Genomic DNA, 23,804 nt, shown 5'->3' with positions numbered 1-23,804 from the left:
CGGGTGTGCACCCGGGGGTTATGATTCGTTTTCTGTGCTAAAATGCATCAGTGCTTTTTGGGCGGCATGTTGCTCTGCGGACTTTTTCGTTTTCCCTGACCCTTCCCCATGATGATCGCCATCGATGAATACACGGGAGACAAATTCCCGACTGTGCGCCGGTCCTTGTTCAGCAACGATCTCATACGTCACCTTTCCCGCGGCTGCTCGTTGGACAAACTCTTGTAACTGGCTTTTAAAATCCATCACATCCGTGTAGCTGCCGGTTTCGATTTTTTTGTAAACCGTACGCTCAAGAAACGTATCGACGGCCTCCAGCCCCTGATCGAGGTAAAGAGCGCCTACGAAAGCTTCGAAAACATCCGCGAGCAAAGCGGAACGTTCCCGCCCCCCGGTCATGCCCTCTCCTTTGCCGAGAAAGACGAGGCTGCCAAAATCATACTCCCGGGCGAGTTCAGCTAATGATGGTTCGCGCACGACAGCCGCGCGCAATTTCGTCATTTCCCCTTCCTGCATCGTACGAAATCGGCGATAGAGATATTGGGACACGCATAGTTCCAGGACGGCGTCCCCCAAAAATTCCAACCGTTCGTTATCGCTGTCTCCGCCAATCTTCTTTTCGTTCACATAGGATGAATGGGTAAAAGCCTGATACAACAATTGATCATCAGAAAATGTCAATTCCAGCCGGTTTAATAAATCCTGAAATTTTTGTTTATGCTTGCTATCTACGTGTACGTTTTTTCTTTGCCCCTGCCGACGGTTTGAAGTTGATTTCATTCCCTCTTTTTTGCCTCCTTTTATGCAGGAATGGGAAAGCAAGCTTCACCCAACGGTGAAACTTGCTTGCAATCAGATTACTGGGACTGGGCCTCTATGTAGTTGACAACATCAGCGACAGTCGCGATTTTTTCAGCTTCTTCATCGGAGATTTCCATATCGAATTCATCTTCGAGTTCCATCACAAGCTCAACGACGTCCAAAGAATCAGCGCCCAGATCATCTTTAAACGTTGCCTCTCCGATCACTTCCGATTCATCGACCCCCAAACGGTCAACCACAATCTTTTTCACTCTTTCCATCGTCTCTGCTTCTGCCATTTTTCTTCCTCCTTTATGAACGATTATATGATATTTGCCTGGAAAAAACCAGCCTGACTTATGGCATATACATGCCGCCATCAACATGCAGGGTTTGGCCTGTCATGTAGCGGCTCTTGTCGTCGGCGAGAAAACCGACCGCCTCTGCGACATCTTCCGGGCGCCCGAGTTCGCCAAGGGGGATTTGCGAAAGCAAGGCCTCGGTCTGCTCTCCTTCCAGCACATCCGTCATTTCTGTCTCGATAAATCCCGGTGCGACGACATTTACGCGGATGTTCCGGGAAGAAAATTCCCGTGCCAATGTTTTCGTCAATCCAATGACGCCCGCTTTAGCCGCGGTATAGTTGGCTTGTCCGGGATTTCCGAGGGAGCCGGTCACGGAGCCGATATTGATAATCGAGCCCGCGCGTTGCTTCATCATCGGGCGGACAGCGGCTTTCGAGCAGAGAAATACCCCTTTTAAATTCGTGTCCATCACCTCGTCCCACTCGTCGGCTTTCATGCGCATCATTAAATTGTCCCGCGTTATGCCGGCATTGTTCACGAGCACATCCAAACCGCCGAATGAATCGACGACCGTTTTAAAGAGCGCCTTCACTTCCTCTTCATCCGCGACATCAGCCTGGATGGGAAAGGCATTTACCCCGTAGCTTTCGCATTCTTTCGCGGTTTCAGAGGCCTTTTGTTCACTTCCCGCGTAATTCACGGCTACATCCGCGCCGTTTTTCGCAAGGTGTAAGGCAATCGCCCGGCCAATGCCGCGCGAGGCACCGGTGACGAGCGCTTTTTTTCCTTCTTGCATTTACGAACCCCCTTTAATCGCTTCCGCACATGCTTCAACATCGGCCCGGCTTTCCACCGAAAACACATGCACATCACGCCGTTGTATTTTTTTCACCAAACCGGAGAGCACTTGGCCGCTGCCGATTTCTATAAAGGTATCGACCCCATCGGCGAGCAGGAAACGAATGGTATCTTCCCATAAGACAGGGGCAGTGACCTGGGTGATTAAGGCTTGCTTTAATGTTTCAGCATCGGTGGCCGATTCCGCGTACGCGTTCATCACGACGGGAACGTCGCTGTTCTGGAAGGAGATCGGTTCCAGCACATCCTGCAACTGCTCACGGGCAGGGGCCATGAGCTGGGAATGAAACGGACCGCTCACATTTAAGGGAACGACACGACGGGCGCCGCGGCTTTTCGCCCGTTCGCCCGCTTCCTTGACCCCTGCAGCCGAACCGGAAATCGCGATTTGGCCGGGGGCATTCAAATTCGCCAGCTGCACGGCCTCACCTTCCGCGCTCACCTCGGTGACCACTGCTTCCAGGTCGTCCCTGTCCATACCCATCACGGCCGCCATGGCTCCCTGACCGGCAGGGACGGCTTCCTCCATAAATTCGCCTCTTTTGCGCACACACATGACAGCATCCCGAAACGCCATAGCGCCAGCGGCAACGAGGGCGCTGTATTCGCCGAGGCTGTGGCCGGCCACGTAGTCCGGCCGGATACCGACAGCGGAGAACAGTTGCAGGGATGCTGTACTGGCGGTTAACAACGCCGGCTGTGCATTCATCGTTTTTTTCAGTTCGTCCTCGGGTCCGTTTTCCATGATCCCGGTAAGGTCAAAGCCAAGGGTTTCGTCGGCCTGTGTCATAATCGCCTGCGCTGCTTCGCTATCATCAGCAGCTGCCGATCCCATGCCCAGCGCTTGTGAACCTTGGCCCGGAAACAAAAAGGCAATTTTTCCCATATCGAATCATTCCCCCCTCTGTTTCTGCAAATCCGCAGCGATAATATGAGCCACCTCTTCGGATACCATCTGTCTCGCCTGGCGAATCGCATGGAAGAAGGCGGTGTGATCGGATGATCCGTGAGCTTTGACGACCGGTGCCTTTAAGCCGAACAATCCCGCTCCCCCGTAATGGGAATAGCTTAATTTCTGCTGGACATTTTTAAAAGATGGCTTTAACACGGCGGCGGCCATTTTATTTTTCATCGTCGAGGCCAGTTCCGACTTTAAGATGGAAAAAAGGGATTCCGCCGTGCCTTCGATCGATTTTAATACAATGTTTCCGGAAAATCCATCGCAAACGACGACATCACAACCTCCGTTTAATACATCGCGAGCTTCCACATTGCCGACGAATTCAAAGTCAGCATCCTGCATCTGTTCATAGGCCTGCTTTGTCAACTCGTTGCCTTTGCCTTCTTCGGCTCCGATATTAAGCAAGCCCACCCTGGGTCGTTTGCGGTTCTTTACTTTCCGCATATAAACGTCACCCATAATGCCGTACTGGAGTAGGTGAGCCGCACGGGCTTCAATATTCGCACCCACATCCAGCAGAAGAAAACCTTCACCGTCAAGCGTTGGCAGCATCGGTGCCAGCGCCGGGCGTTCCAGGCCTTCAATACGCCCGATTTGCAGTAATCCGCTTGACATTAGCGCGCCCGTGTTTCCCGCGGATATACAAGCGTCGGCCCGGTTTTCGCGCACTTCCCTGACGGCGAGGACCATCGATGAATCCTTTTTGCGTCGCACAGCCTGGGTGGGCATTTCATCGTTTTCGATGACACTCGTCGTATGTAACAGTTTAATGCGGTCATGGCCGGACAGGTGGGGTTGGATCTTTTCCTCATCACCGACGAGCGTCACCTCAAGATCTTCAAACGCACGTACGGCCGCCAATGTTCCGGCTACTTGTGCTTTCGGCGCATGGTCTCCTCCCATCGCGTCAATGGCAATTTTCATGGTCGATTTGACTCCTTTAATAGCAAATTCACATTTCTTTTCCCGTGGACATTACAAATTCCCCTTTAAAAACAAGGGTTTGGTCGACGTAGCTATCGACGGTAATGACCGGCCACTCATCCCGTTTTTTTGTCACCCTTGCTTTGGCCACGACACGTTCGCCCGCGTAGACTTGTCGCGAAAAGCGGACATTCGCCCGACCGGTTACCGCGAACTTATCATCGATGATCGCAACCGCCAGCGAATTCGCCTGGGCAAAGAGATGGTGGCCTCTGGCAATGCCATTGCGAACGAATACATGATCCTCCGTAATATCGAGGATGGAAATCGCCGTTTCATTCAGTTGCAAATCCACGACCTCTCCGATAATCTCCTCATTCTTCAATGCTCTGACATCATCATGATTCGTTTCGGCCAGCTGTTTAATGCGTCTCCTGACTTCCGGAATACCCAATTCGGAACGATCGAGGCGAATGGTTTGTACACTGACGCCAAAATGCTCAGCAAGAGCGTCATCGGTAATGAAGGGGTTGTGTGCGATCATCTCTTCCAAATGTTGTTGTCGTTTTGCTTTCCCTCGTTTCATGCTGCTGGCACCTATTTCTATCACTTGGTCCTAACTGTAGTTTGAATCATCGCCAGGTTAAATTCAAGTTTCTCTCTTTAATCCAATTTTTTTCCGGAGATCGCCCCGGTCTCCTCTAAATCATTGCGGAGCGGCTCGTAGTCGGCATGATGCCAGAATGAGTCCGAATCCAGGAGCGCACTGGCATCTTGGCGTGCCGTCTCCAGGGCTCTGTAATCATGAACAGGGTCGGCAAGGCGAAAGTCAGGCATGCCGCTTTGCTTCTGGCCGAGCAGATCTCCCGGGCCACGCAGCTGCAGGTCTTTTTCCGCCAAAATAAACCCATCCGTCGTCTCGGTCATGATCCGCATGCGTTCTTTTCCCGTTTCCGAAGAGGGGTCACTTAGCAAAATGCAATACGATTGCTCGGCTCCCCGCCCGACCCGGCCGCGAAGTTGATGGAGCTGCGAAAGGCCAAACCGGTCCGCATCATAGATAATCATAACCGTGGCGTTCGCGACATTGACACCCACCTCGACGACGGTTGTGGCGACGAGGACATCCATGTCGCCCTTGGTGAAGCTATCCATGGCCCCTTCCTTATCTTCAGTGGGTAAGCGACCATGCAGGAGGCCGACATGATGAGCGGGCAATAGCGTTTGCAGGTGAGCATGGAGATCCACCGCATTTTGCACGTCCAGTTGCTCGCTCTCCTCAATCAGGGGGCAAATGAGATACGCCTGCCTTCCCGTGTCCGTTTCTTTACGGACAAAATCAACGACCCGCTCGAGCATATCCGGCTTTACCCAGTACGTTTTCACGTCTTTACGGCCGCACGGCTGTTCATCAATACGCGAGACATCCATATCCCCGTAAGCGGTAATCGCGAGCGTTCGCGGAATGGGCGTGGCGGTCATAAACAGGGCGTCCGGATTGCCCTTTTCCCTTAAGGCTCGTCTTTGTTCCACTCCGAAGCGATGTTGTTCGTCGGTGATGACAAGGCCAAGATCCTGAAAAGGCACGCTCGCCTGGATCAAGGCATGGGTACCGACGATCACCGAAATCGTGCCATTCGCCAACCCCGCATGGATTTCCCTGCGCCGGGCTGTTTTTGTCGAACCGGTGAGAAGCGCGAGTTCAATGCCATAGGGGTGAAAAAAATCGGCAAGGCTCTCCGCATGCTGGGCGGCGAGGATCTCGGTCGGAACCATTAATGCGGTTTGCTTACCTGCACTGACAACCGCGTACATCGCGCAGGCTGCGACGACGGTTTTCCCGGAACCGACATCCCCTTGCAACAGTCGGTTCATTTTAAAGTCAGCGCGCAGGTCATTCATGATTTCCTGCAGCGACCGTCTCTGGGCATGGGTAAGCGAAAACGGCAGACTTTCTGTGAAGGGTTGGGTGGCTTCGGCACTGATGTTTAGCGGCACCGCCCGCTCGCTTTCCCTGCGTGTGCGTTTATAGGCCTGAATGCGCAATTGGAAACGCAGAAATTCTTCGTATACGATGCGACGTCTCGCATTTTTCAAGGCTTGGGCGCTTTCCGGTTGATGGAGCGCGACAAGGGCCTCGGCCATCGCGGGCAGTTTGTACCTGTCTCTTATCGACAAAGGAAGCACCTCCGGCGGAAACACTTCTTGCTGGAGCACTTGCTTGATCCATTGTTCCAGTTGCCGGACGTTAAGTTTTCCGGAGATGGGATAGACAGGGGAATAGGCACGCGTTTCGTCAGGTTCCCCGACCTCCAGGCGTTGAGCCGTGAGCACCGCGCGATATCGATCCCATTTTCCGGTAGCGGTCACGGTCGTATCCGGTTGCAGTTTATTCTTGAGAAACGCGCGGTTAAAAGCAACGATCTGCACGAGATGACCACCCGTAAAGAGGCGAAGAGACAGGCGGTTTTTCTTGGCACCATAGTGCCTGACCGCAGGCGGCCCCTGAACGGTACCGACGAGGGTAGCCTGTTCGTCATGTTCCAATTCCTCTACAGGTCGGATTTCCACATTTTCATACCGATGGGGCAAGTGCCAAAGCAAATCTTCACATGTAAAGATGCCGAGGCGTTCCAGATCTTTTTTCATTTCTGCCCCTACGCCTTTCAATGCCTCTACACCTGTTTGCAACTGTAAAGTAGTCATGATTGTTCCAGGAACCCCTCGCTTGAAAAATTATTGATCATCGTTTTTTGCTGGAGCTACTGTAACGGCTATCGTTCCCGGACCGACATGGGCACCGACAACGGCCCCGATTTCCGCTGTCACTTCCGTCTCGACATTAAGTTTCTCCCGCACTTGTGCGGTAATCGTTTCGGCCGTATCGCCGGCGACCGCGTGCATAACGCCGAGTTGCACAGGCTGATTTCCGTAGGTTTGTTCAAGATGGGACACGATGCTGTCAAAGGCTTTTTTCCGACCGCGTACTTTTTCATAGGGATAGATTTCGCCTTCATCCGTAAGCGAAAGGATCGGTTTCATTTTAAGAAGGGACCCTACGAGTGCCGATGCTTTGCCGATTCGGCCGTTCTTTTGCAAATAGTCGAGGGTGTCGACCATGAAAAAAACACTCGTATCCTGCATGAGCTGCTGCAGTCGCTCCCGACATTCATCGCTGTTTGCTCCGTTTTGAGCCAGGCGGGCGATATCGGTCACGATGATTCCGAACGCGTAGCTTGCCCCTTTGGAATCGATAACTTCAACGCTTGTGTCCACTTCTTCCGCGGCGATCGTGGCCGCCTGGTAAGTACCGCTTAATTGCGCGGATAAATGAATGGAAAAGATGACCGTATCCTCAGATGCCAGCTCACGGTACAACGTTTCAAAATCATGCGGTGTCGGTTGGGAGGTCGTAGGTATCTCATCACTGTTTTGCAGCTTCTCGTAAAAACCTGACGGCGTTAACGTTTCCCCATCCGTATACGTTTCCGTTTCCCCGAAATTCACTTTTAACGGAACGACAGCAATGTCCAATGCTTCCACCAAATCTTTCGGTATATCAGCAGTACTGTCGGTGACCACTTTTACGCTTGCCATATATATCCCCTCTCCCCTCGCTTTTACTCGGCAGCGATAATATAATGATAGAGCGGTTGTTTGCCGTCATGCACTTCCGTTTCCACTTCATCATATTGGTCCTCAATATGATCGACGAGCGCTTGTGTACAGTCTTCGTCCGCATCTTCGCCGACGATAATGGTGACCATTTCAATCTCATCATCGATCAAGGATGCGGCGACTTTTTGCAGCGTTTGCTCCAGGGATTCTCCGGAACTGACGATGTTATCTTCGACAATGCCCATGTAGTCGTTTTCTTTTATTTCAATACCCTCAATGGTGGTGTCACGGATCGCCGTCGTCACCTGCCCGCTTTTCACCTCGGAAAGGCCCTCGTTCATCGCCTGTTCGTTCGTTTCTGCATCCTGCTCTTCATTAAAAGCGAACATGGCCCCCAAACCCTGGGGAACGGATTTCGTCGGAATCACCCGAACGTCAACCTCTTCACACTCGTCAGCTGCCTGTTGCGCCGTCATAACGATATTCCCGTTATTGGGAATGATAAAAACATGGTCGGCATGCAAACGGTTAATGGTTTCAAAAATTTGCTCGGTACTGGGGTTCATCGTCTGGCCGCCTTCAATGATCACGTCGACCCCGATACTTTTAAATAACTCTTCAACCCCACCGCCCATCGTGACAGCAACGAAGGCATACGTTTGCTTCTCCTGCTGTTCGTCGCCGGGCGGCTCCTGCTCCGCAGCCTCTTGCTTGTTTTTTTGCGCTTCCGCGTGCATCGAAGAGAGCTCCGCGTGTTGTTCCCGCATATTTTCAATTTTAACGTTAGTGAGTTCCCCGTATTTTTGTGCTTCGTTCATCACATACCCAGGATGTTCGGCATGAATATGTATTTTGAGTAAATCTTCATCGCTCACGACGAGCAAAGAATCTCCATACGCACTTAACGCTTCGCGGAAATCTTCGTCATTGTATGGGTTCTCTTTTGTTTTCTCCTCGTCAAAGCGGATCATAAGTTCCGTACAATAGCCGAACTCGATATCCTCTGCCGACATTTCGCCCTGAACATAATGATGTTCATCTCGCACGAGCTCATCCATCGAAGGCTGTTGCTCGGGCAATGGTTCGGCTGTCGCCTCGCCTCTTAAGGCCGCCTGCATGCCTTCATAGATATGCACCAGGCCCTGGCCGCCCGAATCAACCACGTCAGCCTCCTTTAAGGCCGGGAGTAAATCGGGAGTTCGTTCTACAGAACGCTTCGATTCAGCAATCACTTCCGTGAGTACGGCATCGACATCGTTATGCTTGCGCGCTTCTCTTTTCGCTGCTTTTGCAACGTCTTTGGCTACCGTTAGCATCGTCCCTTCCACCGGTTTCATGACCGCGCGATAAGCGGTATCGACGCCATGTTCAAAAGCGGCTGCGAACGCATGCCCATCCACTTCATTTTTTTCAATTCCTTTTGTAAAACCGCGAAACAATTGGGAAAGGATAACGCCCGAGTTGCCGCGTGCGCCCATCAGCAAGCCCTTGGAAAAGCGTTTCGCCACTTCCGGAGCCCGAAAATCCTCTCCTTCCCGCATCTCCTTTACACCGGAACGGATCGTCAAGCTCATATTGGTTCCCGTATCGCCGTCCGGTACCGGAAAAACGTTTAACGCATCAACGCGTTCAGCATGCCGGTCAAGGGCTTGTGCGCCACCGGCAAACATATCGATTAGCGTTTCACCGTCAATATTCGTCGTCACTGTTCATCCACCCCGTTTTACTAAGGGCTGCTTACGCGCACGCCCTGCACAAAAATATTCACAGATTCTACTGTAAGTCCCAGCATTTGTTCCAGTTGATACTTCACTTTCGTCTGCACATTATAAGCCACTTCCGATATCTTCGTCCCATAACTGACAATAATGTACATATCGATATGAAGGTCATCGTCGATCTCACGGATGACGACACCACGAGAAAAATTTTCCCTTCTTAAGAGTTCGGATATTCCGTCCTTGATTTGTTTTTGTGAGGCCATCCCCACAATGCCGTAACAATCGGTGGCGGCCCCTCCGGCAACGGTGGACACCACTTCCCTGGATATATCGATGGATCCCAATTGAGAATTCATTTCAAGAGCCATAACCATCCTCCTATTCATTCCTCAACATGGTGAACTACTGTTATCATACTATATTTTTGTTTTTCCAACAATGAGCATTGATATAAAGCCCCGCGATGTGCTAATATATTGGGGTGTAATGACTGAAGCGAGATAAAGGGGGTTATATTAATGTCAAGAAAATGTGTCGTAACCGGACGCGGTCCTTCATCCGGAAATAAACGTTCACACGCAAATAATGCAACGAAACGCCGCTGGGGCGCCAACGTACAAAAAGTTCGCATTATGGTAAACGGAAAGCCAAAACGTGAATATGTCTCCACGAAAGCATTGAAAGCCGGCAAAGTCACGCGCGTTTAAAGCGCTGACCGCCGGCTTTTTTTGCTGGGGGACGGGAATTAAAGAAAACTTGGCTCATCGCCATGCCTTTAAGGCGATAAGCCTTAGTTGCGCTTATGCAAGATAAGAAAGTGGTTTATACTTTCTTACCTGCCGAAAAAAGCACCGGCGCAACGGTGCTTTTTCCTTCTCTCTGTCATTCTTTTTTAAAAGAACTGAGAACCGCGCGCACAACTCCTCCCAGAAATTTCGGCAGCTTGATCGTATAAAATTTCATTACTATTCCTCCTTGAAGGCCAGCTTTAAGAAAGGACAATCAGTGACGGCACATACGGATTCTTCTATATGTATATTCACCATAGCCGAAATAGTACATTATTTTTTTCAGGAATTTTAAGGGGATTTACTGTGGCGTGGTGAAGGGAGGGCGAAAATAACGCGGCCAGGGGCATGAAGGAGCTAGGGTGGCGCCATTCGCCGGACGCTATCCACGGTTTTTGGCTTCACTCGGACGGGGTGATCCCACGCTCACTGTTGTTGGCCGGAACGCCCTTCACCCCCGCAATCGCTCGATGGCTTCCCGACGATCGTCGTGTTTAAATACATAGGAGCCGGCGACGAGAAGATTCGCGCCCGCTTGTTTGCATAACGCGGCCGTCTCCTGATCAATCCCGCCGTCCACCTCGATCCAAAGGTTTTTATTCACGTCGGCGGCCATTTTTTCGACAGAGGATATTTTTTCCAAGACGCCGTGGATAAATGATTGGCCTCCGAAGCCGGGATTAACCGTCATCAGCAAAACCAAATCAATATCTTCCAGCACATGCTTAAGCCCCTCGATAGGGGTATGGGGGTTAATCGCCACCCCCGCCTGGGCGCCCTGCTCCTTGATCAAATGGATCGTTCTATGTAAGTGGGGGCACGTTTCCGCGTGAACGGTCACCATATCTGCGCCGGCCTGCACAAACGCCGGGATGAATGCTTCCGGCTGTTCGATCATGAGATGAACGTCCAGCGGCAACGAGGTAGAACGTCGCGACGCTTCCACGATCAGCGGGCCGATCGTAATGTTGGGCACGAAATGACCATCCATCACATCGACATGAATCATATCGGCTCCCGCGTTTTCTACCGATACAATGTCTTCTTTCAATGACGTAAAATCGGCTGCTAATATTGAAGGGGCTATTTTCACCATCGCTTAATACCTCCTGCTCTCTTCAACTTCATTAAAAAATTGCCGGTAATGCTCGTAACGGCTGCGCGCAATGTCCGCTCTTTCAACGGCCGCTTTCACCCCACAGCCGTCCTCTTTTCGATGGGTACAGCCCCGATACTTGCATTCTGTTCTGGCTTCGCTAATTTCCGGAAAACAATCCTGGACCAACGCCGGCTCGATGCCGGTGAAATCGAGAGAGCTAAAGCCCGGGGTATCGGCCACGCGTCCGCCGCCGACACTTAACAATTCCACTTGTCTCGTCGTATGCTTTCCACGGGCCAGCCCCTCGGATATCTCTCCGGTTTCCAGTTGCAACTCGGGCGCGAGTCGATTTAAAAGGGCGGATTTTCCTACCCCGGACTGTCCGGCCAAAACGCTCACGCGCTCGTACATATAAGGCAATAACGTGCGCCGGTCTTCATCATCATCCCTGCTGACGACGGTCACCGGATAGCCGAGATCTTCATATATTTTCCGATAAGCGTTAAATGTGTCCATGTCTTCCGCTGTCGCTATATCCTGTTTCGTGACCACAATGACAGCCGCGACATTCAAAGCCTCGACGTGGACGAGGATGCGGTCAAGCAAGTACGCCGAAAAGGCAGGCTTCGTAATGGAGGAGACAAGAAAAACCTGATCGATATTGGCGATCGGCGGCCGGTGCAGCTCGTTCGTGCGCGGCTCTACTGTTTGAACGTAGTTATCTGCAAACGCGACGTAATCGCCGACCAATGGCTTGATATTTTGTTTTCTGAATAAACCGCGCGCTCGGCACCTAAAAATCCCCTCGTCATTTTTCACATCGTAAAAACCGCCGACTGCTTTCACAATTTGCCCTTCCTGCATGGAACCTCCTTTTATGACTCAGTCTTCATATGAAAATGAATTGGATTGCACTTCATCCCCATTCACATACAACGTATACGACCCGTCGGTATCCGGGGTGACCTCAAGGGGGACGCGATACGTCGTCGATGAGGTGATTTCCTCTTCTTCGTAGACCTCGGTTCCGTCAGTCGTAGAATCTTCATATTCAATTTCAATCTCAAAAACGTCCTGATCATCATTCATTTCCGATACTTCCACGGGAATGACCGCTTCCACCGTTTGCACCGGCTCCTCTTCTTCCTCTTCCGGAGGCGGACCATCAGAGACGATAAAGTTTATTTCATCGCCTTCTTCAACGGTATCATACGGACCGGGATCGTGAGAGATGACACTCCCTTCCGGTACAGAATCGGAATGGTTCGTTTGGAAAGAACCGTTTAGGTTGTTCGACTCCAAATAATTATCGACGCCTTCCTGAGTCGTGCCGGTTAAATCTTCAAGCGTTATCTCCGGGGTTTCACTGTAGACGAGCTGCACCGTCGTTTCATTGGGGACGACCTCTTGATCGGCACTCGGATTTTGTTCCATCACTAAATCGGCAGCGACATTCTCCGCTGGTTCGGAGGTGACATCCACATCCTCGAAGTCTTCCAACTCTTCAACCGCTTGCTCAATCTGTAAGCCTTCAACGTCAGGCATCTCCACCGTTTCCTGGCCTTCGCTCACAAACAGTGTCACGGCTTGCCCTTCAAGCACCGTCCGACCTGCGTCCGGATCCTGATTGAAAACAACCCCTTCTTCTGCCACATCATGAAATTCATACTCGGTATCAGCTTCCAGCCCCAACGACTCCAGCTGCGTGGTCGCCTCTTCTTCCTGGGAGCCGACGAGCTCGGGAACGTCAGCCTCATCAGGGCTTAATAAGGCAGGAACGACCGTAAACGCGGCGATAATAGCCAGAAGCAGCAAGAGAGCAAGCCCTGCGATCTTCCAAAACCTTCGTTTCTTTTTTTCCTTTCCATCATCCCCGGGCTCTTCTTCAGAAGCTCCTTCGTCCCCTTCACCATTCGCCACTTTCGTATCTTCGACATCTTGATGGGGGCCAACGGCGGGGATCGGCCGCGTGCTCTCTTCATCACTATCATCTACAGTTATCGGCGGTTCATGAAACCGCTCCGGCAATAAAGCCGTTTCTGCATCCTGCCGCATCTCTTCAACATTCTCATAGCGTCGCAAAGGGTCTTTGGCTGTCGCCTTCCGAATCATATTGTTAATGCTCCCGGGCAAGTCAGCGCGCAAGTCGCCCGGATTCGGAAAGGGCTCCTGCAAGTGCTTGAGCGCGATGGAAACGGCCGAATCCGCATTAAAAGGAAGCAGACCCGTGACCATTTCAAAAAGAATAACCCCGAGGGCGTATATATCCGTTTTAGCTGTCAGCGTCCCCGCGCGTGCCTGTTCCGGAGATAAGTAATGAACCGATCCGAGCACTGAATTCGTATGGGTGATCGTCGCTGCCGAAGACGCGCGCGCAATCCCGAAATCAGTCACTTTCACGCTTCCATCTTCATCAAGCAATATGTTTTGCGGCTTCAGGTCCCGATGAATAATACCCTGGTCATGAGCGTAAGCAATCGCCACTGCCAATTCGGAAAAAATGCGCATCGTTTCCGGAAAAGACAGCGCCCCCTCGTTTACGATCTTTTCCTTTAGCGTGTTCCCTCCTACATATTCCATGACAATATAAAAAAGACCGTCTTTTTCGCCCAAATCATAAATATCAACGACATTGGCATGCACAAGGCTCGTGGCTGCCCGCGCCTCCCGCTGAAAGCGCCGCACAAACTCGTCATCCTCGGCGTGCTGGGGCTGCAGCACCTTGACAGCGACGTCCCGTTCAAGAATGATGTCGCGGGCACGATACACATGGGCCATCCCGCCGCCGATATAGGCTTTCACCTCATAACGTCCATCGATACGCTCGCCAATCATGAATCGGTCCCCTCCTCGTTCATATCACGGTGAGCGAGGATGAGACTGATGTTGTCTTCGCCGCCACGATCAAGCGCTGCCTGTATGAGGGCATCGGCAGCTTCAGCAACCGTGTTTTTGCTGCGCAAGGTTTCTTCTATATCTTTTTGTCCAAGTCGATCGCTCAGTCCATCCGAACAAAGCAATAACGTCGCAGTGTCCGGAAAATCAAATTCGCTGATGTCCACGTCGATCTCTTCTACAGTCCCAAGGGCACGGGTGAGCACATTTTTTCGGGGGTGATTTTCTGCTTCCTCGGACGGCAGTTGCCCCGTTTTTACCATTTCATTCACGAGGGAATGGTCACTCGTTAATTGTTCCGACGTTGAAGAGTGAAAACGATAGGCTCGGCTGTCCCCCACATGAGCGATGATCATGGCGTTGTCGTAGATGACTGAAGCCACCAGCGTCGTCCCCATGCCTTTAAAAGCGTCGTCTGCCAGCGATTTTTGAAAAACGGCATAGTTCGCTTTTTTAATTTCGGCCTTTAGCCACGCGTCGATCTCGCCTCGCTGCGGCGGACGCTGCTTCCAGGCTTCCCGCAACGCCTCCATAACCATTTGACTCGCAACATCCCCGGCTTTGTGCCCACCCATACCGTCGGCCACGAGCGCCAGGGTCATATCTTCATCGTCGAATATTCCCCCCGCATCTTCATTATGGGCGCGCATTTTACCCACGTCGGTTCTGAACACCGCTTCCATCTGCTTCACCCCGTTTCCTTCTGCCGTTCCTTCGCGCGCAATTGCCCGCAGGCAGCATCGATGTCATGCCCTTGTTCCCGACGGATCGTGACATTAATGCCGCGCGCTTTTAACGTGCGTTCAAAGGCAAAAATATCTTCCCGTGTCGAGCGGACATAGTCTTGTTCAGGTACGTCATTCACCGGGATTAAATTGACGTGCCCTTTCGTATGGCCGATTAAATCCGCGAGTTCTTCGGCGTGTTCGACTTGATCGTTCACCCCGCCGAACAACCCGTATTCATACGTGACGCGGCGATTCGTTGTCTGTTGGTAGTAATCGATCGCCTCCATTAATTTATGGACCGGGAAAGCCCGGTTAATCGGCATTAAACGTCCCCGGATCTCCGAGTTTGGCGCGTGAAGGGAAACGGCAAAATTAATCTGCATGCCTTCATCGGCGAATCGGTAGATTTTCGGCACCATCCCGCTCGTGGAAACGGTAATATGACGGGCGCCAATATTCAAACCTTCGTTATGATTGATTGTTCTTAAGAAAGCCATCAAGGCATCATAATTATCAAAAGGCTCCCCGATGCCCATCACAACGATGGAATCGACCCGTTCCGTCGTCTCATCAAGCGCGCGTTGGACATCGAGCACTTGCGCGACAATTTCTCCGGCTTCCAGGTTCCGTTGCAAACCTCCCAGCCCGGAGGCACAGAACGTACAGCCTAAACGACAGCCCACCTGTGTCGTCACACACAGGCTATTGCCGTAATCGTGACGCATGAGCACCGTCTCGATGGAATAGCCATCCTCCAGGCCAAATAAAAATTTGACCGTGCCGTCGCTGGATGTTTGTCGCATTTTTTCTTTCAATCTCGTTAGTGTAAACGCTTCTTGAAGTTTCTCTCGCAAGGATTTCGGCACATTCGTCATCTCGTCGAAGCTCTCCACCCGTTTTTGATACAACCATTCGAACAGTTGCCTGGCCCGAAAGGACGGTTCACCCTGTTCGATCATCCATTCCTGGATCTCTGCAAATGTGAGCGATAGCAAGGAAGGTTTTAGGGCCGGGCTCGTTTCGGTTTTCATCTCTTGTCACCTCTTTTCGTCATGGCAGCTATGAAAAATCCATCGCTATCATATTGCTGCGGAAAAATAGATCTTACTTCATCCTTGGCAAACGATGTATAGTGCTTTTGTAAAAAAGCGTCCACCACCTCTTCATTTTCCTCCGGCATCAGGGTACATGTGCTATAGACAAGCGTCCCGCCCGGTTTCAATACATAAGCAGCCGCCTCCAGAATGCGAAGCTGCAACGCCGATAGTTCTTTTATCTGCTCCGGATTCATTTGCCATTTAATGTCCGGCTTTGCGCGCACGACACCGAGCCCGCTGCAGGGAGCGTCAACGAGCACGCGATCAAACGTTTCAGCTTCAAAGGTGTCGTCAAGGTCGGTGGCATCCTCTGTTCGCGTCGTTACGCTCTCTAGACCGAGCCGCTGTACTTGTTGCTCAATCAGCATGCTTTTATGAGGGTGGATATCATTGGCGAGCACCTGCCCTTCGTCGTACATCCGTTCAGCGATATATGTCGTTTTTCCGCCCGGAGCGGCACAGGCATCGAGGACATTCAGCCCCGCTTCGACATCGAGCGCCTGCGTCACGAGCATAGAGCTTTCATCCTGAAAAGAAAAGGCGCCTTTGGCAAACGAGGCACTGTGCATCGCCTGTCCTTCCGTCACGATTAAACTGTCCGGACTGAGGTTTCCCGCAGACGTCTCGATACCCTCGGCTTGCAAGTCTCTCTGCAGGGTATCCCGGTCCGTTTGCAAGCGGTTGACCCGCAATGTCGTGTACGCGCGTTTCAAGTTCGTTTCACACATCGCGCGGCAGACGTCCTCGCCATACGCCTGTACCCATTTGCGGACGAGCCATTCCGGGTGCGAAGTCTCAAGAGCGATGCGTTGCACCGGATCGGAGATGCGCTTAAAATCAGGCAGACCTTGACGGGCAACGGTTCGCAACACCCCGTTGACAAATCCTTTCAGTCCGCCTCTTCCCCAGCGTTTCGCCAGTTCAACGCCTTCATTAATGGCGGCGCGCTCGGGGATCCGATCCATATACAGCAATTGATAAGCGCTCATTCTGAGAATCGTTTTGACTCTGCGATCGGTTTTTCGAAACGGTTGTTTCATCGTCTGCTCTAAAACATAATCGAGCGTATTCAGGCGTTTAATCGTTCCGTAGACGACTTCGGTTACAAAACGATTATCAACTTCCGAGAGAGAGCTGTCCTGCAGCGCCTCATTCAAGGCGAGATGGCTATAAGCCTCTTCGAAAAATACGCGATCGAGGATGTGGGCCGCGTTCATGCGCGGCGTATGATTAGTCGTTTTCGCCATGACCGAATATCTCTCCTGTCGCCAGGGATTCTCCCTGCCCTCGCAAGAAATCGCCGACCGTCATCTTTTTTTTGCCGGCGGGTTGCAGATCCTGAATCATCAAACCATATTGATCCCCGCAAACAACGATGATGGCCGTACCCGTGATAAGGGCAACTTCGCCCGGGCTTTTCTGCTCGTACCGCTCATCGGTAAGGGCTGCGCTCCAGATTTTTAACCGGTCATTCCCCCAATAGGTATAGGCGATGGGCCATGGGTTCATCCCGCGAATGTGGTTATACACAGCTTCGGCAGATTGCTTCCAGTCAATACGTTCGCTCCCGCGCGAAAGGTTCGGCGCATACGTCACCTGCGCTTCATCCTGGGGCTCGGACACGACCGTGTTCGCCGGTATCTTCGGCAGCGTGTTTCGGAGCAGCTCGGCACCGACGGTGCTTAACTTGTCATGCAGCGTGCCGACGGTGTCCGTGTCAGCAATGGGGACCGCTTCTTGCGCGAGCATATCACCGGCATCGAGTTTCTTCACCATATACATAAGGGTCACGCCTGATTCTTTTTCCCCGTCGATGACAGCCTGGTGAATGGGGGCGCCGCCCCGGTATTTCGGCAACAGGGAAGCATGGACATTCACACAGCCGTAAGGGGGGGCTGTTAAGATCGCTTCCGGAAGCAACTGTCCGTAAGCGGCGGTGATAATTACATCCGGCTTCGGCTGCAGTGTTTCCGCCACCGCATCTTTAAGCTTCTCGGGTTGTAAAATCTCCAGCCCCTGCCTTTCCGCTTCTTCCTTCACCGGGGATTTGGCAAGTGTTCGCTTCCGACCTTTCGGGCGATCCGGCTGCGTAACGACTTTCAGAATCGTATGCTCTTCTTCTGCTAGCATCCGCAAAATCGGAACGGCAAAGTCAGGCGTTCCCATAAAAACAATATTCACGTCCGTGCTTCCCTCCTACATAAACATGCTCGGATTCCGATCTATGGTCATAAACCTTTGGTCCTGCTGTAATTCTTTTTGATAGTAGGTAAATAAATCATGCAAAAGGTCTGTTAACGCTGGTTCATCCTTGTATTTTATCATGCATTGGCAGCGATATCTATCCTTGATGCGCGCGATCGGCGACGGCGTCGGCCCAAGCACAATCGCATCGTCACCGAGACGGGTACGAAGGACAGCGGCCGCATGCTTCCCGGCTTTCATGGCAGTCTCGAAAGTCGGATGGGCAAACGTAATCAGCGTGAGATAGAAATAGGGCGGATAACCCGCTTGTTTCCGCTGCCCCAGTTCCTTTTTAAAAAAAGACAGGTAATCGTGGGCACGTGCGAGTTCAATCGCGTAGTGTTCAGGCGTGTACGATTGAATGATGACTTCCCCCGCTTTTTCATCCCGGCCCGCCCGGCCGCTCACTTGCGTGAGCAATTGAAACGTTCGCTCCTGGGCGCGAAAATCGGGGAGATGCAAAAGCGTGTCTGCCGCTAGCACGCCTGCGAGGGTGATGTTCGGAAAATCCAGCCCCTTCGCAATCATTTGCGTGCCGAGCAAAATCTCGGCCTCACCTCTGCCGAACTGTTTCAACAGCCGCTCGTGCGCACCTTTTTGTCTGGTCGTATCGTTGTCCATGCGGATGATACGTGCTTCGGGAAGCAGCTGCTGCAATTCTTCTTCCACCCGTTGCGTGCCCGTGCCAAAATAACGAATATGCTCGCTTTCACAAGCGGGACAACGCTCATATACCCCTTCCTCGTGGCCACAGTAATGACATTTCAACTGCCGGTCGCGGCGGTGATATGTAAGGGAAATCTCGCAATGGGGGCACATCCCCACGTATCCGCAATTTCGGCACATGACAAACGTGGAAAAGCCCCGCCGGTTTAAAAAGAGGACGGCCTGCTCCTCCTTTTCAATGCGATCGCGCAATTTATCCAGGAGCGAGGTGGAAAAAACGGAACGATTCCCTTCCCGCATTTCCTTACGCATATCGGCGACCTCAATGGCGGGCAGCGGCTTTTCGTTGATCCGTTCGGGCAAGGAGAGGAGCCGGTAGACCCCCTTGGCGGCGCGCGCATAACTTTCCATTGACGGTGTCGCGCTGCCCATGAGCACCGGGCAGCTATGGTATTCGCTGCGCCAGAGCGCGACCTCGCGGGCGTGATAGCGCGGATGCTCCTCTTGTTTGTACGTGCTCTCGTGTTCTTCATCGATAACGATCAGCCCCAGGTTCGTAAACGGGGCAAAAACTGCTGAGCGGGCGCCGACGGCGACTTGTACGTTTTGTTCCTGAATTTTTTTCCATTCGTCGAAACGTTCCCCGACGGAGAGCGCGCTGTGCAGCACGGCCACGTTCGCGCCGAAACGCCTTTTAAAGCGTCCGACCATTTGTGGGGTCAGGGAAATTTCCGGGACGAGAACGATCGCTTCTTGTCCTTCACGAATCACCTGGTCAATAGCCTGTAAATAGATTTCCGTTTTCCCGCTTCCCGTTACGCCGTGTAAAAGCATGGGCGTCGCCTGCGAATGCGCCATTTTTTCCTCCACCTGTGTGAGCACATGGGACTGATCAGCGGTAAGCGTTGCCTTTTCTTCGCTTCCGTCCCCTTCTACAGCCGTGTAAGGATTGCGGTCGATGACGAGCTCTGTTTCCTGTAAAAATCCGCGCTTCACGAGCGTGTGCACAACGGAGCGGGAGACGTCAGCCTGTTGCATTAACGTCTGGACAGCGACAGGGGACGGGCCGTAGTGTTCGGCGAGATAGGCGAGCGTCTCTTGTTGCTTCGTTGTGTCCGGCGTATTTCCCTCTCGGGAGAGTAGCATCACAGCTTTCACTTTTTTGGGCGCAGCCTGGCCTTTCACTTCAAACCGTTCCGTCACTTGCCGCTGTGCAATCGCCGTCCGAATATCGCGAAGGATACGGGCATCCTTCGGAACCTTTGCCCAGGCCAATTCGTGCGCCTGTCCGAATAACGCCTGCACATTCATGGGCAACTGCTCTCGTTCGGAGGTTACGGCAAGTTTTTTTACAGCTTTCGTACGCATGGCCGCCGGAATCATCGCCTGCAAAGCGGTGATTTGGAAACAGATCGTCTCTTTCGCCAACCAGGCACCCAGGCGCAACAATTCTTCGTTTAACACCGGTTTGATATCCAGCAGTTCAGAGACATTTTTCACTTTTTCCACCGACGTTTCACTTACGATGTCGACGATAAAGCCGGTCAGTTTTCGTTGTCCGAACGGAACGAGCACGCGCATCCCTCTTTCGGCGGCCCGCGCCAGCTCCTCCGGCAAGTAATAATCAAAAGGACGGTCGGTCCCGCCGGTCGGCACATCAACGATGATTTTCGCGTACACGTTCATCGACTCCCTCAAAGAGCGGCTCGATTTCTTCCAGTAAAAGGTAAGCCAAATCTTCCTTGCTTTGTTTTTCATATGTCTTCATGTCACGATCGCGACGAATAATGGTGATTTGATTATCATCACTGGCAAAACCGATGCCGGCTTCATTGACATCATTGGCGACGATCATATCCAGGTTCTTTTCGCTAATCTTGGCCTCGGCATATGCATTCAGCTGATCCGTCTCGGCCGCGAAGCCGACGAGCACCTGCTGTTCCTTGAGACGGCCGAGTTCACCGAGGATATCGGTCGTTCTGGTCATATTGATCGTTAAATCACCATCGCTTTTTTTCACCTTGTGGGCGTATGTTTCAGCAGGTGTATAGTCTGCGACGGCCGCCGTCTTAATGACGAGATCCATCTTCGCAAATAGCGGCTCGATCACCTCCAGCATATCTTTTGCGGAAGTGACGTCGATCCGTTCCACACCCGGGGGTGTGGGCAATTGGACAGGCCCGCTTACGAGCGTGACCTCCGCCCCCTGGGCCTGGGCCGCCTCCGCGAGGGCGAAGCCTGTTTTTCCGGAAGACCGGTTGGACAAAAAACGAACGGGGTCGATAATTTCACGGGTCGGCCCCGCGGAAATGAGTACCTTCTTTCCTTTTAAATACGGCATAGTCGGACGCTGAACTTTCGACATCATCGCGAAAATATCTTCGGGTTCCGCCATGCGGCCTTTTCCGACCCATCCGCAAGCCAAATGGCCGCTGCCGGGTTCGATAAAACCGACACCGCGCGACTCTAGCGTCAAAATGTTCTGGACGACGGCGGGATGTTCGTACATGTTTACGTTCGTGGCCGGCGCGATATAGACGGGGGCCTTTGTTGCCAGCAATGTTGTCGTGAGCATATCATCGGCGATGCCATTGGCATACTTTCCGATAAAATTGGCCGTCGCCGGCGCGATGAGCACATCATCCGCCCAATCGGCCACATCAATATGGGCAACCTTGTCCACTTCTTCCTCGAGAAACGTATCGACATAGACACGCTCCCGTGTTACGACCTGAAAGGTGAGGGGCGTGATAAACTCACGCGCCCCCTCGGTCATGATCACTTTAACGTTCGCACCTGCCTGTGAAAGCTTTGAAGCGAGCGCGGCCGCTTTAAAAGCCGCGATCCCGCCGGTCACTCCGAGTAGAATGTTCCTGTCTTTCATCGTTGGACTCCTTTCCCAGCTCCTTTTCCCGTATTATACCATCCCGGGCGTCGAAATACAGCGATGAATGTCGATTGGACGTGTTGAAGGGCCGGCGGAGAGTTCACGCGGCTCAGGGATAAATAAATCCCGTGCTGCTTTCCAACACGGGACGGTCATTAGTCGCGTTTAGCGGTTAGGTTTCCTTCGTAGATCTCTTCCAGCGCCACACCGACGAGTTTATTGGACGCGGGCTTTGCCAGCGTGGACCGATGGCCTTCCTGAAGTTCACGCGCGCGTTGCGCTGAGATCGACACGATGGAATATTTGGAATCGATTCTTTCCAGTAATGAATCGATCGATGGATAAATCATTGCCATGGGTTATTTCACCTCCACGAATTGGCGGTAATGATCAATCACACGTTCTTTGCGACAGTGTTCGGCCAAAACGATAGATTGAATGCTTTTTACCGCGTTTTCAATTTTATCATTTTCAACGACATAGTCATACTGGGCCATCATTTCTATTTCTGCCTGGGCGACCGACATGCGCTCATTGATGAGTTCCGTATTTTCTGTGCCCCGTTCTTCGATGCGTTTGCGGAGTTCAGACAGATCAGGAGGCGCCAGAAAGATAAACACCCCTTCCGGATAACGTTCCCGTACTTTGGCCGCTCCCTGAACCTCGATTTCCAAAATGATATCGGCCCCCGAACGGACCGTGTCGTTCACATACTGCAGCGGAGTTCCGTAATAATGATTCACATACTTGGCCCATTCCAGCAGTTGGTTGTTCGCGATCATTTCCTTAAAAGCGGCTTCGCTTTTAAAAAAATAATTCACACCGTCTTTCTCACCTTCGCGCGGAGCGCGTGTCGTTGCAGAAACGGAATAAAAAATCGAATCATCGACTTCACGCAACGCGTTGCATACCGTTCCTTTTCCCACCCCTGCAGGTCCGGAAAGAACGATGAGCAGCCCGTGATCTTTTTTCAACATGGTTCATCCTTCCATCGACAATCTCGCTAAATGTTAATCTTCATCATTATCATCTTTCGTCGATAAGCGTTGTGCGACGGTTTCCGGTTGTACAGCCGAAAGGATAACATGATCGCTGTCCACGATCACCACTGCCCGCGTGCGCCGCCCATAGGTCGCATCTATAAGCATATTGCGATCCCGGCCTTCCTGGATAATGCGTTTGATCGGCGCGGATTCAGGGCTAACGATCGCAATGATACGGTTGGCGGAAACGATATTTCCAAAACCGATGTTGATCAACTTAATACTCAATGGTAACCCTCATTTCCTCGCTCTATTCGATATTTTGCACCTGTTCTTTCACTTTTTCAAGTGCACTCTTAATTTCGATGACTAGTTTTGACAACTCCTGGTCGTTGCCCTTGGCGCCGATCGTGTTCACTTCCCGGCTCATTTCCTGAGTGATAAAATCAAGTTTACGCCCGATGGGTCCTGTGTCTGCCAACGTCTCTCTGAACTGTTTGACATGCGATTTCAGGCGAACCAACTCTTCGGTCACATCACTTTTCTCGGCAAAGGCGGCGACTTCGGTCAACAAACGTTCTTCATCGACGTTTTCGGCGAGCGCCTTCATACGCTTTTCCAGACGCTCCTGGTAACGTTTCTGCACACGGGGAATATGCTCGTGCAACGCCTCCAGTGATTGCGAAATATGCTGCAAGCGGCTGTTGACATCCTCCAAAAGCAGCTGGCCTTCTTCACTTCTCATCTCGGTTAATCGCCTGCTCGCAGTTTCCAGTGCTCTCATGAACGCGCGCGCAGCCTCGTCATTTTCTGTTGTCTCTTCATGAATGGAAACGATATTCGGATCGAGAAGAAAGTCGCTAAGGGATAGTTTTCCGTCAAACGCATCCAAATGTTGAAAATGCCTGGCTTCCTGTAAGTATTGCTGCACCAGATCCCAATCGGTTCGTACACTTTTCTTTCTGCCCAGACCACCGGTATGAGTGACGATAATCTCCACCTTGCCTCTCGCCACTTTGTCGTTAACGATCTTGCGGGCCTCTTCTTCCCGGGCGCGGAGAGCCGCCGGCAACTGAAACTGAATCTCGAGAAAGCGATGATTCACGCTCTTCATTTCAATGTTTAGTCGTTCTTCGCCAACGGCTTCTTCTGCGGAGCCGTAACCGGTCATACTCGTCACCATCGTTCATCACCGTCCACTCCTATTATTTTAAACAATTTAAGCGCTG

General features: G+C 52.0%; 25 protein-coding genes. 1 reads left to right on the top strand and 24 read right to left on the bottom strand.

The window, feature by feature from the left end; genetic code table 11:
• Positions 1-18 precede the first annotated feature (18 nt).
• The 10 genes from rnc to BLS58_RS06985 all read right to left on the bottom strand — a co-directional run bounded on the left by rnc (position 19) and on the right by BLS58_RS06985 (position 9,556).
• The gene (gene rnc / locus BLS58_RS07030; RefSeq protein ID WP_090397388.1) at positions 19-780 is read right to left on the bottom strand and encodes a ribonuclease III; all 762 of its coding nucleotides are present in this window, start codon (positions 778-780) and stop codon (positions 19-21) included.
• A 77-nt stretch (positions 781-857) separates the two neighbouring features.
• Positions 858-1,100, bottom strand: a complete 243-nt coding sequence (acpP, locus tag BLS58_RS07025; protein ID WP_090397386.1) for an acyl carrier protein — start codon at positions 1,098-1,100, stop codon at positions 858-860.
• 58 nt (positions 1,101-1,158) lie between these two features.
• On the bottom strand, positions 1,159-1,902 hold the full coding sequence (fabG, locus tag BLS58_RS07020; RefSeq protein ID WP_090397385.1) for a 3-oxoacyl-[acyl-carrier-protein] reductase: 744 nt from the start codon (positions 1,900-1,902) through the stop codon (positions 1,159-1,161).
• Complete coding sequence (fabD, locus tag BLS58_RS07015) at positions 1,903-2,850, bottom strand: ACP S-malonyltransferase (RefSeq protein ID WP_090397384.1); 948 nt, start codon at positions 2,848-2,850, stop codon at positions 1,903-1,905. It abuts the gene before it with no gap.
• A gap of 6 nt (positions 2,851-2,856) precedes the next feature.
• Positions 2,857-3,849 (bottom strand): phosphate acyltransferase PlsX, encoded by a 993-nt coding sequence (plsX, locus tag BLS58_RS07010; protein WP_090397383.1) that lies wholly within the window; start codon positions 3,847-3,849, stop codon positions 2,857-2,859.
• A gap of 28 nt (positions 3,850-3,877) precedes the next feature.
• Positions 3,878-4,435, bottom strand: a complete 558-nt coding sequence (fapR, locus tag BLS58_RS07005) for a transcription factor FapR (RefSeq protein ID WP_090397381.1) — start codon at positions 4,433-4,435, stop codon at positions 3,878-3,880.
• A 77-nt stretch (positions 4,436-4,512) separates the two neighbouring features.
• Positions 4,513-6,555 carry an ATP-dependent DNA helicase RecG gene (gene recG / locus BLS58_RS07000; RefSeq protein ID WP_090397379.1) on the bottom strand — a complete coding sequence of 681 codons (2,043 nt, stop codon included), beginning with the start codon at positions 6,553-6,555 and terminating at the stop codon, positions 4,513-4,515.
• 30 nt (positions 6,556-6,585) lie between these two features.
• Positions 6,586-7,446, bottom strand: a complete 861-nt coding sequence (locus BLS58_RS06995) for a DegV family protein (RefSeq protein ID WP_090397377.1) — start codon at positions 7,444-7,446, stop codon at positions 6,586-6,588.
• Positions 7,447-7,469: 23 nt separating this feature from the next.
• Positions 7,470-9,173 carry a DAK2 domain-containing protein gene (locus tag BLS58_RS06990; protein WP_342705504.1) on the bottom strand — a complete coding sequence of 568 codons (1,704 nt, stop codon included), beginning with the start codon at positions 9,171-9,173 and terminating at the stop codon, positions 7,470-7,472.
• A gap of 20 nt (positions 9,174-9,193) precedes the next feature.
• Complete coding sequence (locus BLS58_RS06985) at positions 9,194-9,556, bottom strand: Asp23/Gls24 family envelope stress response protein (RefSeq protein WP_090397375.1); 363 nt, start codon at positions 9,554-9,556, stop codon at positions 9,194-9,196.
• A gap of 150 nt (positions 9,557-9,706) precedes the next feature.
• Here BLS58_RS06985 and rpmB point away from each other — a divergent pair, with 150 nt between their 5' ends.
• The gene (rpmB, locus tag BLS58_RS06980; RefSeq protein WP_090397373.1) at positions 9,707-9,895 is read left to right on the top strand and encodes a 50S ribosomal protein L28; all 189 of its coding nucleotides are present in this window, start codon (positions 9,707-9,709) and stop codon (positions 9,893-9,895) included.
• Positions 9,896-10,070: 175 nt separating this feature from the next.
• Here the strand turns inward: rpmB and spoVM are convergent, their stop codons facing one another.
• The 14 genes from spoVM to BLS58_RS06910 form a co-directional block, all read right to left on the bottom strand.
• Entirely contained in the window at positions 10,071-10,151 is an 81-nt protein-coding gene (gene spoVM, locus BLS58_RS06975; RefSeq protein WP_090397371.1) for a stage V sporulation protein SpoVM, read from the bottom strand.
• Positions 10,152-10,427: 276 nt separating this feature from the next.
• On the bottom strand, positions 10,428-11,072 hold the full coding sequence (gene rpe, locus BLS58_RS06970) for a ribulose-phosphate 3-epimerase (RefSeq protein ID WP_090397369.1): 645 nt from the start codon (positions 11,070-11,072) through the stop codon (positions 10,428-10,430).
• Between the two features lie 3 nt (positions 11,073-11,075).
• Complete coding sequence (rsgA, locus tag BLS58_RS06965) at positions 11,076-11,939, bottom strand: ribosome small subunit-dependent GTPase A (RefSeq protein WP_090397368.1); 864 nt, start codon at positions 11,937-11,939, stop codon at positions 11,076-11,078.
• Between the two features lie 18 nt (positions 11,940-11,957).
• Positions 11,958-13,910 carry a Stk1 family PASTA domain-containing Ser/Thr kinase gene (gene pknB / locus BLS58_RS06960; protein WP_090397364.1) on the bottom strand — a complete coding sequence of 651 codons (1,953 nt, stop codon included), beginning with the start codon at positions 13,908-13,910 and terminating at the stop codon, positions 11,958-11,960.
• Complete coding sequence (locus BLS58_RS06955) at positions 13,907-14,653, bottom strand: Stp1/IreP family PP2C-type Ser/Thr phosphatase (protein ID WP_090397500.1); 747 nt, start codon at positions 14,651-14,653, stop codon at positions 13,907-13,909. The genes pknB and BLS58_RS06955 overlap by 4 nt, the downstream gene beginning before the upstream one ends.
• Positions 14,654-14,658: 5 nt before the next feature.
• The gene (gene rlmN, locus BLS58_RS06950; protein ID WP_090397362.1) at positions 14,659-15,729 is read right to left on the bottom strand and encodes a dual-specificity RNA methyltransferase RlmN; all 1,071 of its coding nucleotides are present in this window, start codon (positions 15,727-15,729) and stop codon (positions 14,659-14,661) included.
• A complete protein-coding gene (gene rsmB / locus BLS58_RS06945) occupies positions 15,726-17,042 on the bottom strand; it encodes a 16S rRNA (cytosine(967)-C(5))-methyltransferase RsmB (RefSeq protein ID WP_245723082.1) in 1,317 nt (438 codons plus the stop codon). Before rsmB ends, rlmN begins: the two co-directional genes overlap by 4 nt.
• The gene (gene fmt, locus BLS58_RS06940; RefSeq protein WP_245723081.1) at positions 17,026-17,976 is read right to left on the bottom strand and encodes a methionyl-tRNA formyltransferase; all 951 of its coding nucleotides are present in this window, start codon (positions 17,974-17,976) and stop codon (positions 17,026-17,028) included. Before fmt ends, rsmB begins: the two co-directional genes overlap by 17 nt.
• A gap of 15 nt (positions 17,977-17,991) precedes the next feature.
• Positions 17,992-20,391, bottom strand: coding sequence for a primosomal protein N' (gene priA / locus BLS58_RS06935; RefSeq protein WP_090397360.1), 2,400 nt, complete (start codon positions 20,389-20,391; stop codon positions 17,992-17,994).
• Positions 20,363-21,589, bottom strand: a complete 1,227-nt coding sequence (coaBC, locus tag BLS58_RS06930; protein ID WP_090397359.1) for a bifunctional phosphopantothenoylcysteine decarboxylase/phosphopantothenate--cysteine ligase CoaBC — start codon at positions 21,587-21,589, stop codon at positions 20,363-20,365. Before coaBC ends, priA begins: the two co-directional genes overlap by 29 nt.
• 158 nt (positions 21,590-21,747) lie before the next feature.
• On the bottom strand, positions 21,748-21,948 hold the full coding sequence (gene rpoZ / locus BLS58_RS06925) for a DNA-directed RNA polymerase subunit omega (RefSeq protein ID WP_425433672.1): 201 nt from the start codon (positions 21,946-21,948) through the stop codon (positions 21,748-21,750).
• A gap of 3 nt (positions 21,949-21,951) precedes the next feature.
• Complete coding sequence (gmk, locus tag BLS58_RS06920) at positions 21,952-22,566, bottom strand: guanylate kinase (RefSeq protein ID WP_090397492.1); 615 nt, start codon at positions 22,564-22,566, stop codon at positions 21,952-21,954.
• Positions 22,567-22,602: 36 nt separating this feature from the next.
• Positions 22,603-22,863 carry an extracellular matrix/biofilm regulator RemA gene (gene remA / locus BLS58_RS06915; RefSeq protein WP_090397356.1) on the bottom strand — a complete coding sequence of 87 codons (261 nt, stop codon included), beginning with the start codon at positions 22,861-22,863 and terminating at the stop codon, positions 22,603-22,605.
• Positions 22,864-22,885: 22 nt separating this feature from the next.
• Positions 22,886-23,758, bottom strand: coding sequence for a YicC/YloC family endoribonuclease (locus BLS58_RS06910; RefSeq protein ID WP_090397354.1), 873 nt, complete (start codon positions 23,756-23,758; stop codon positions 22,886-22,888).
• Positions 23,759-23,804 lie beyond the last annotated feature (46 nt).

Origin of the sequence: Natribacillus halophilus, from assembly GCF_900100185.1 — a bacterium.
In the GTDB taxonomy this organism is placed as follows: domain Bacteria; phylum Bacillota; class Bacilli; order Bacillales; family Marinococcaceae; genus Natribacillus; species Natribacillus halophilus.
This window is presented reverse-complemented; position numbering and strand designations above follow the sequence as displayed.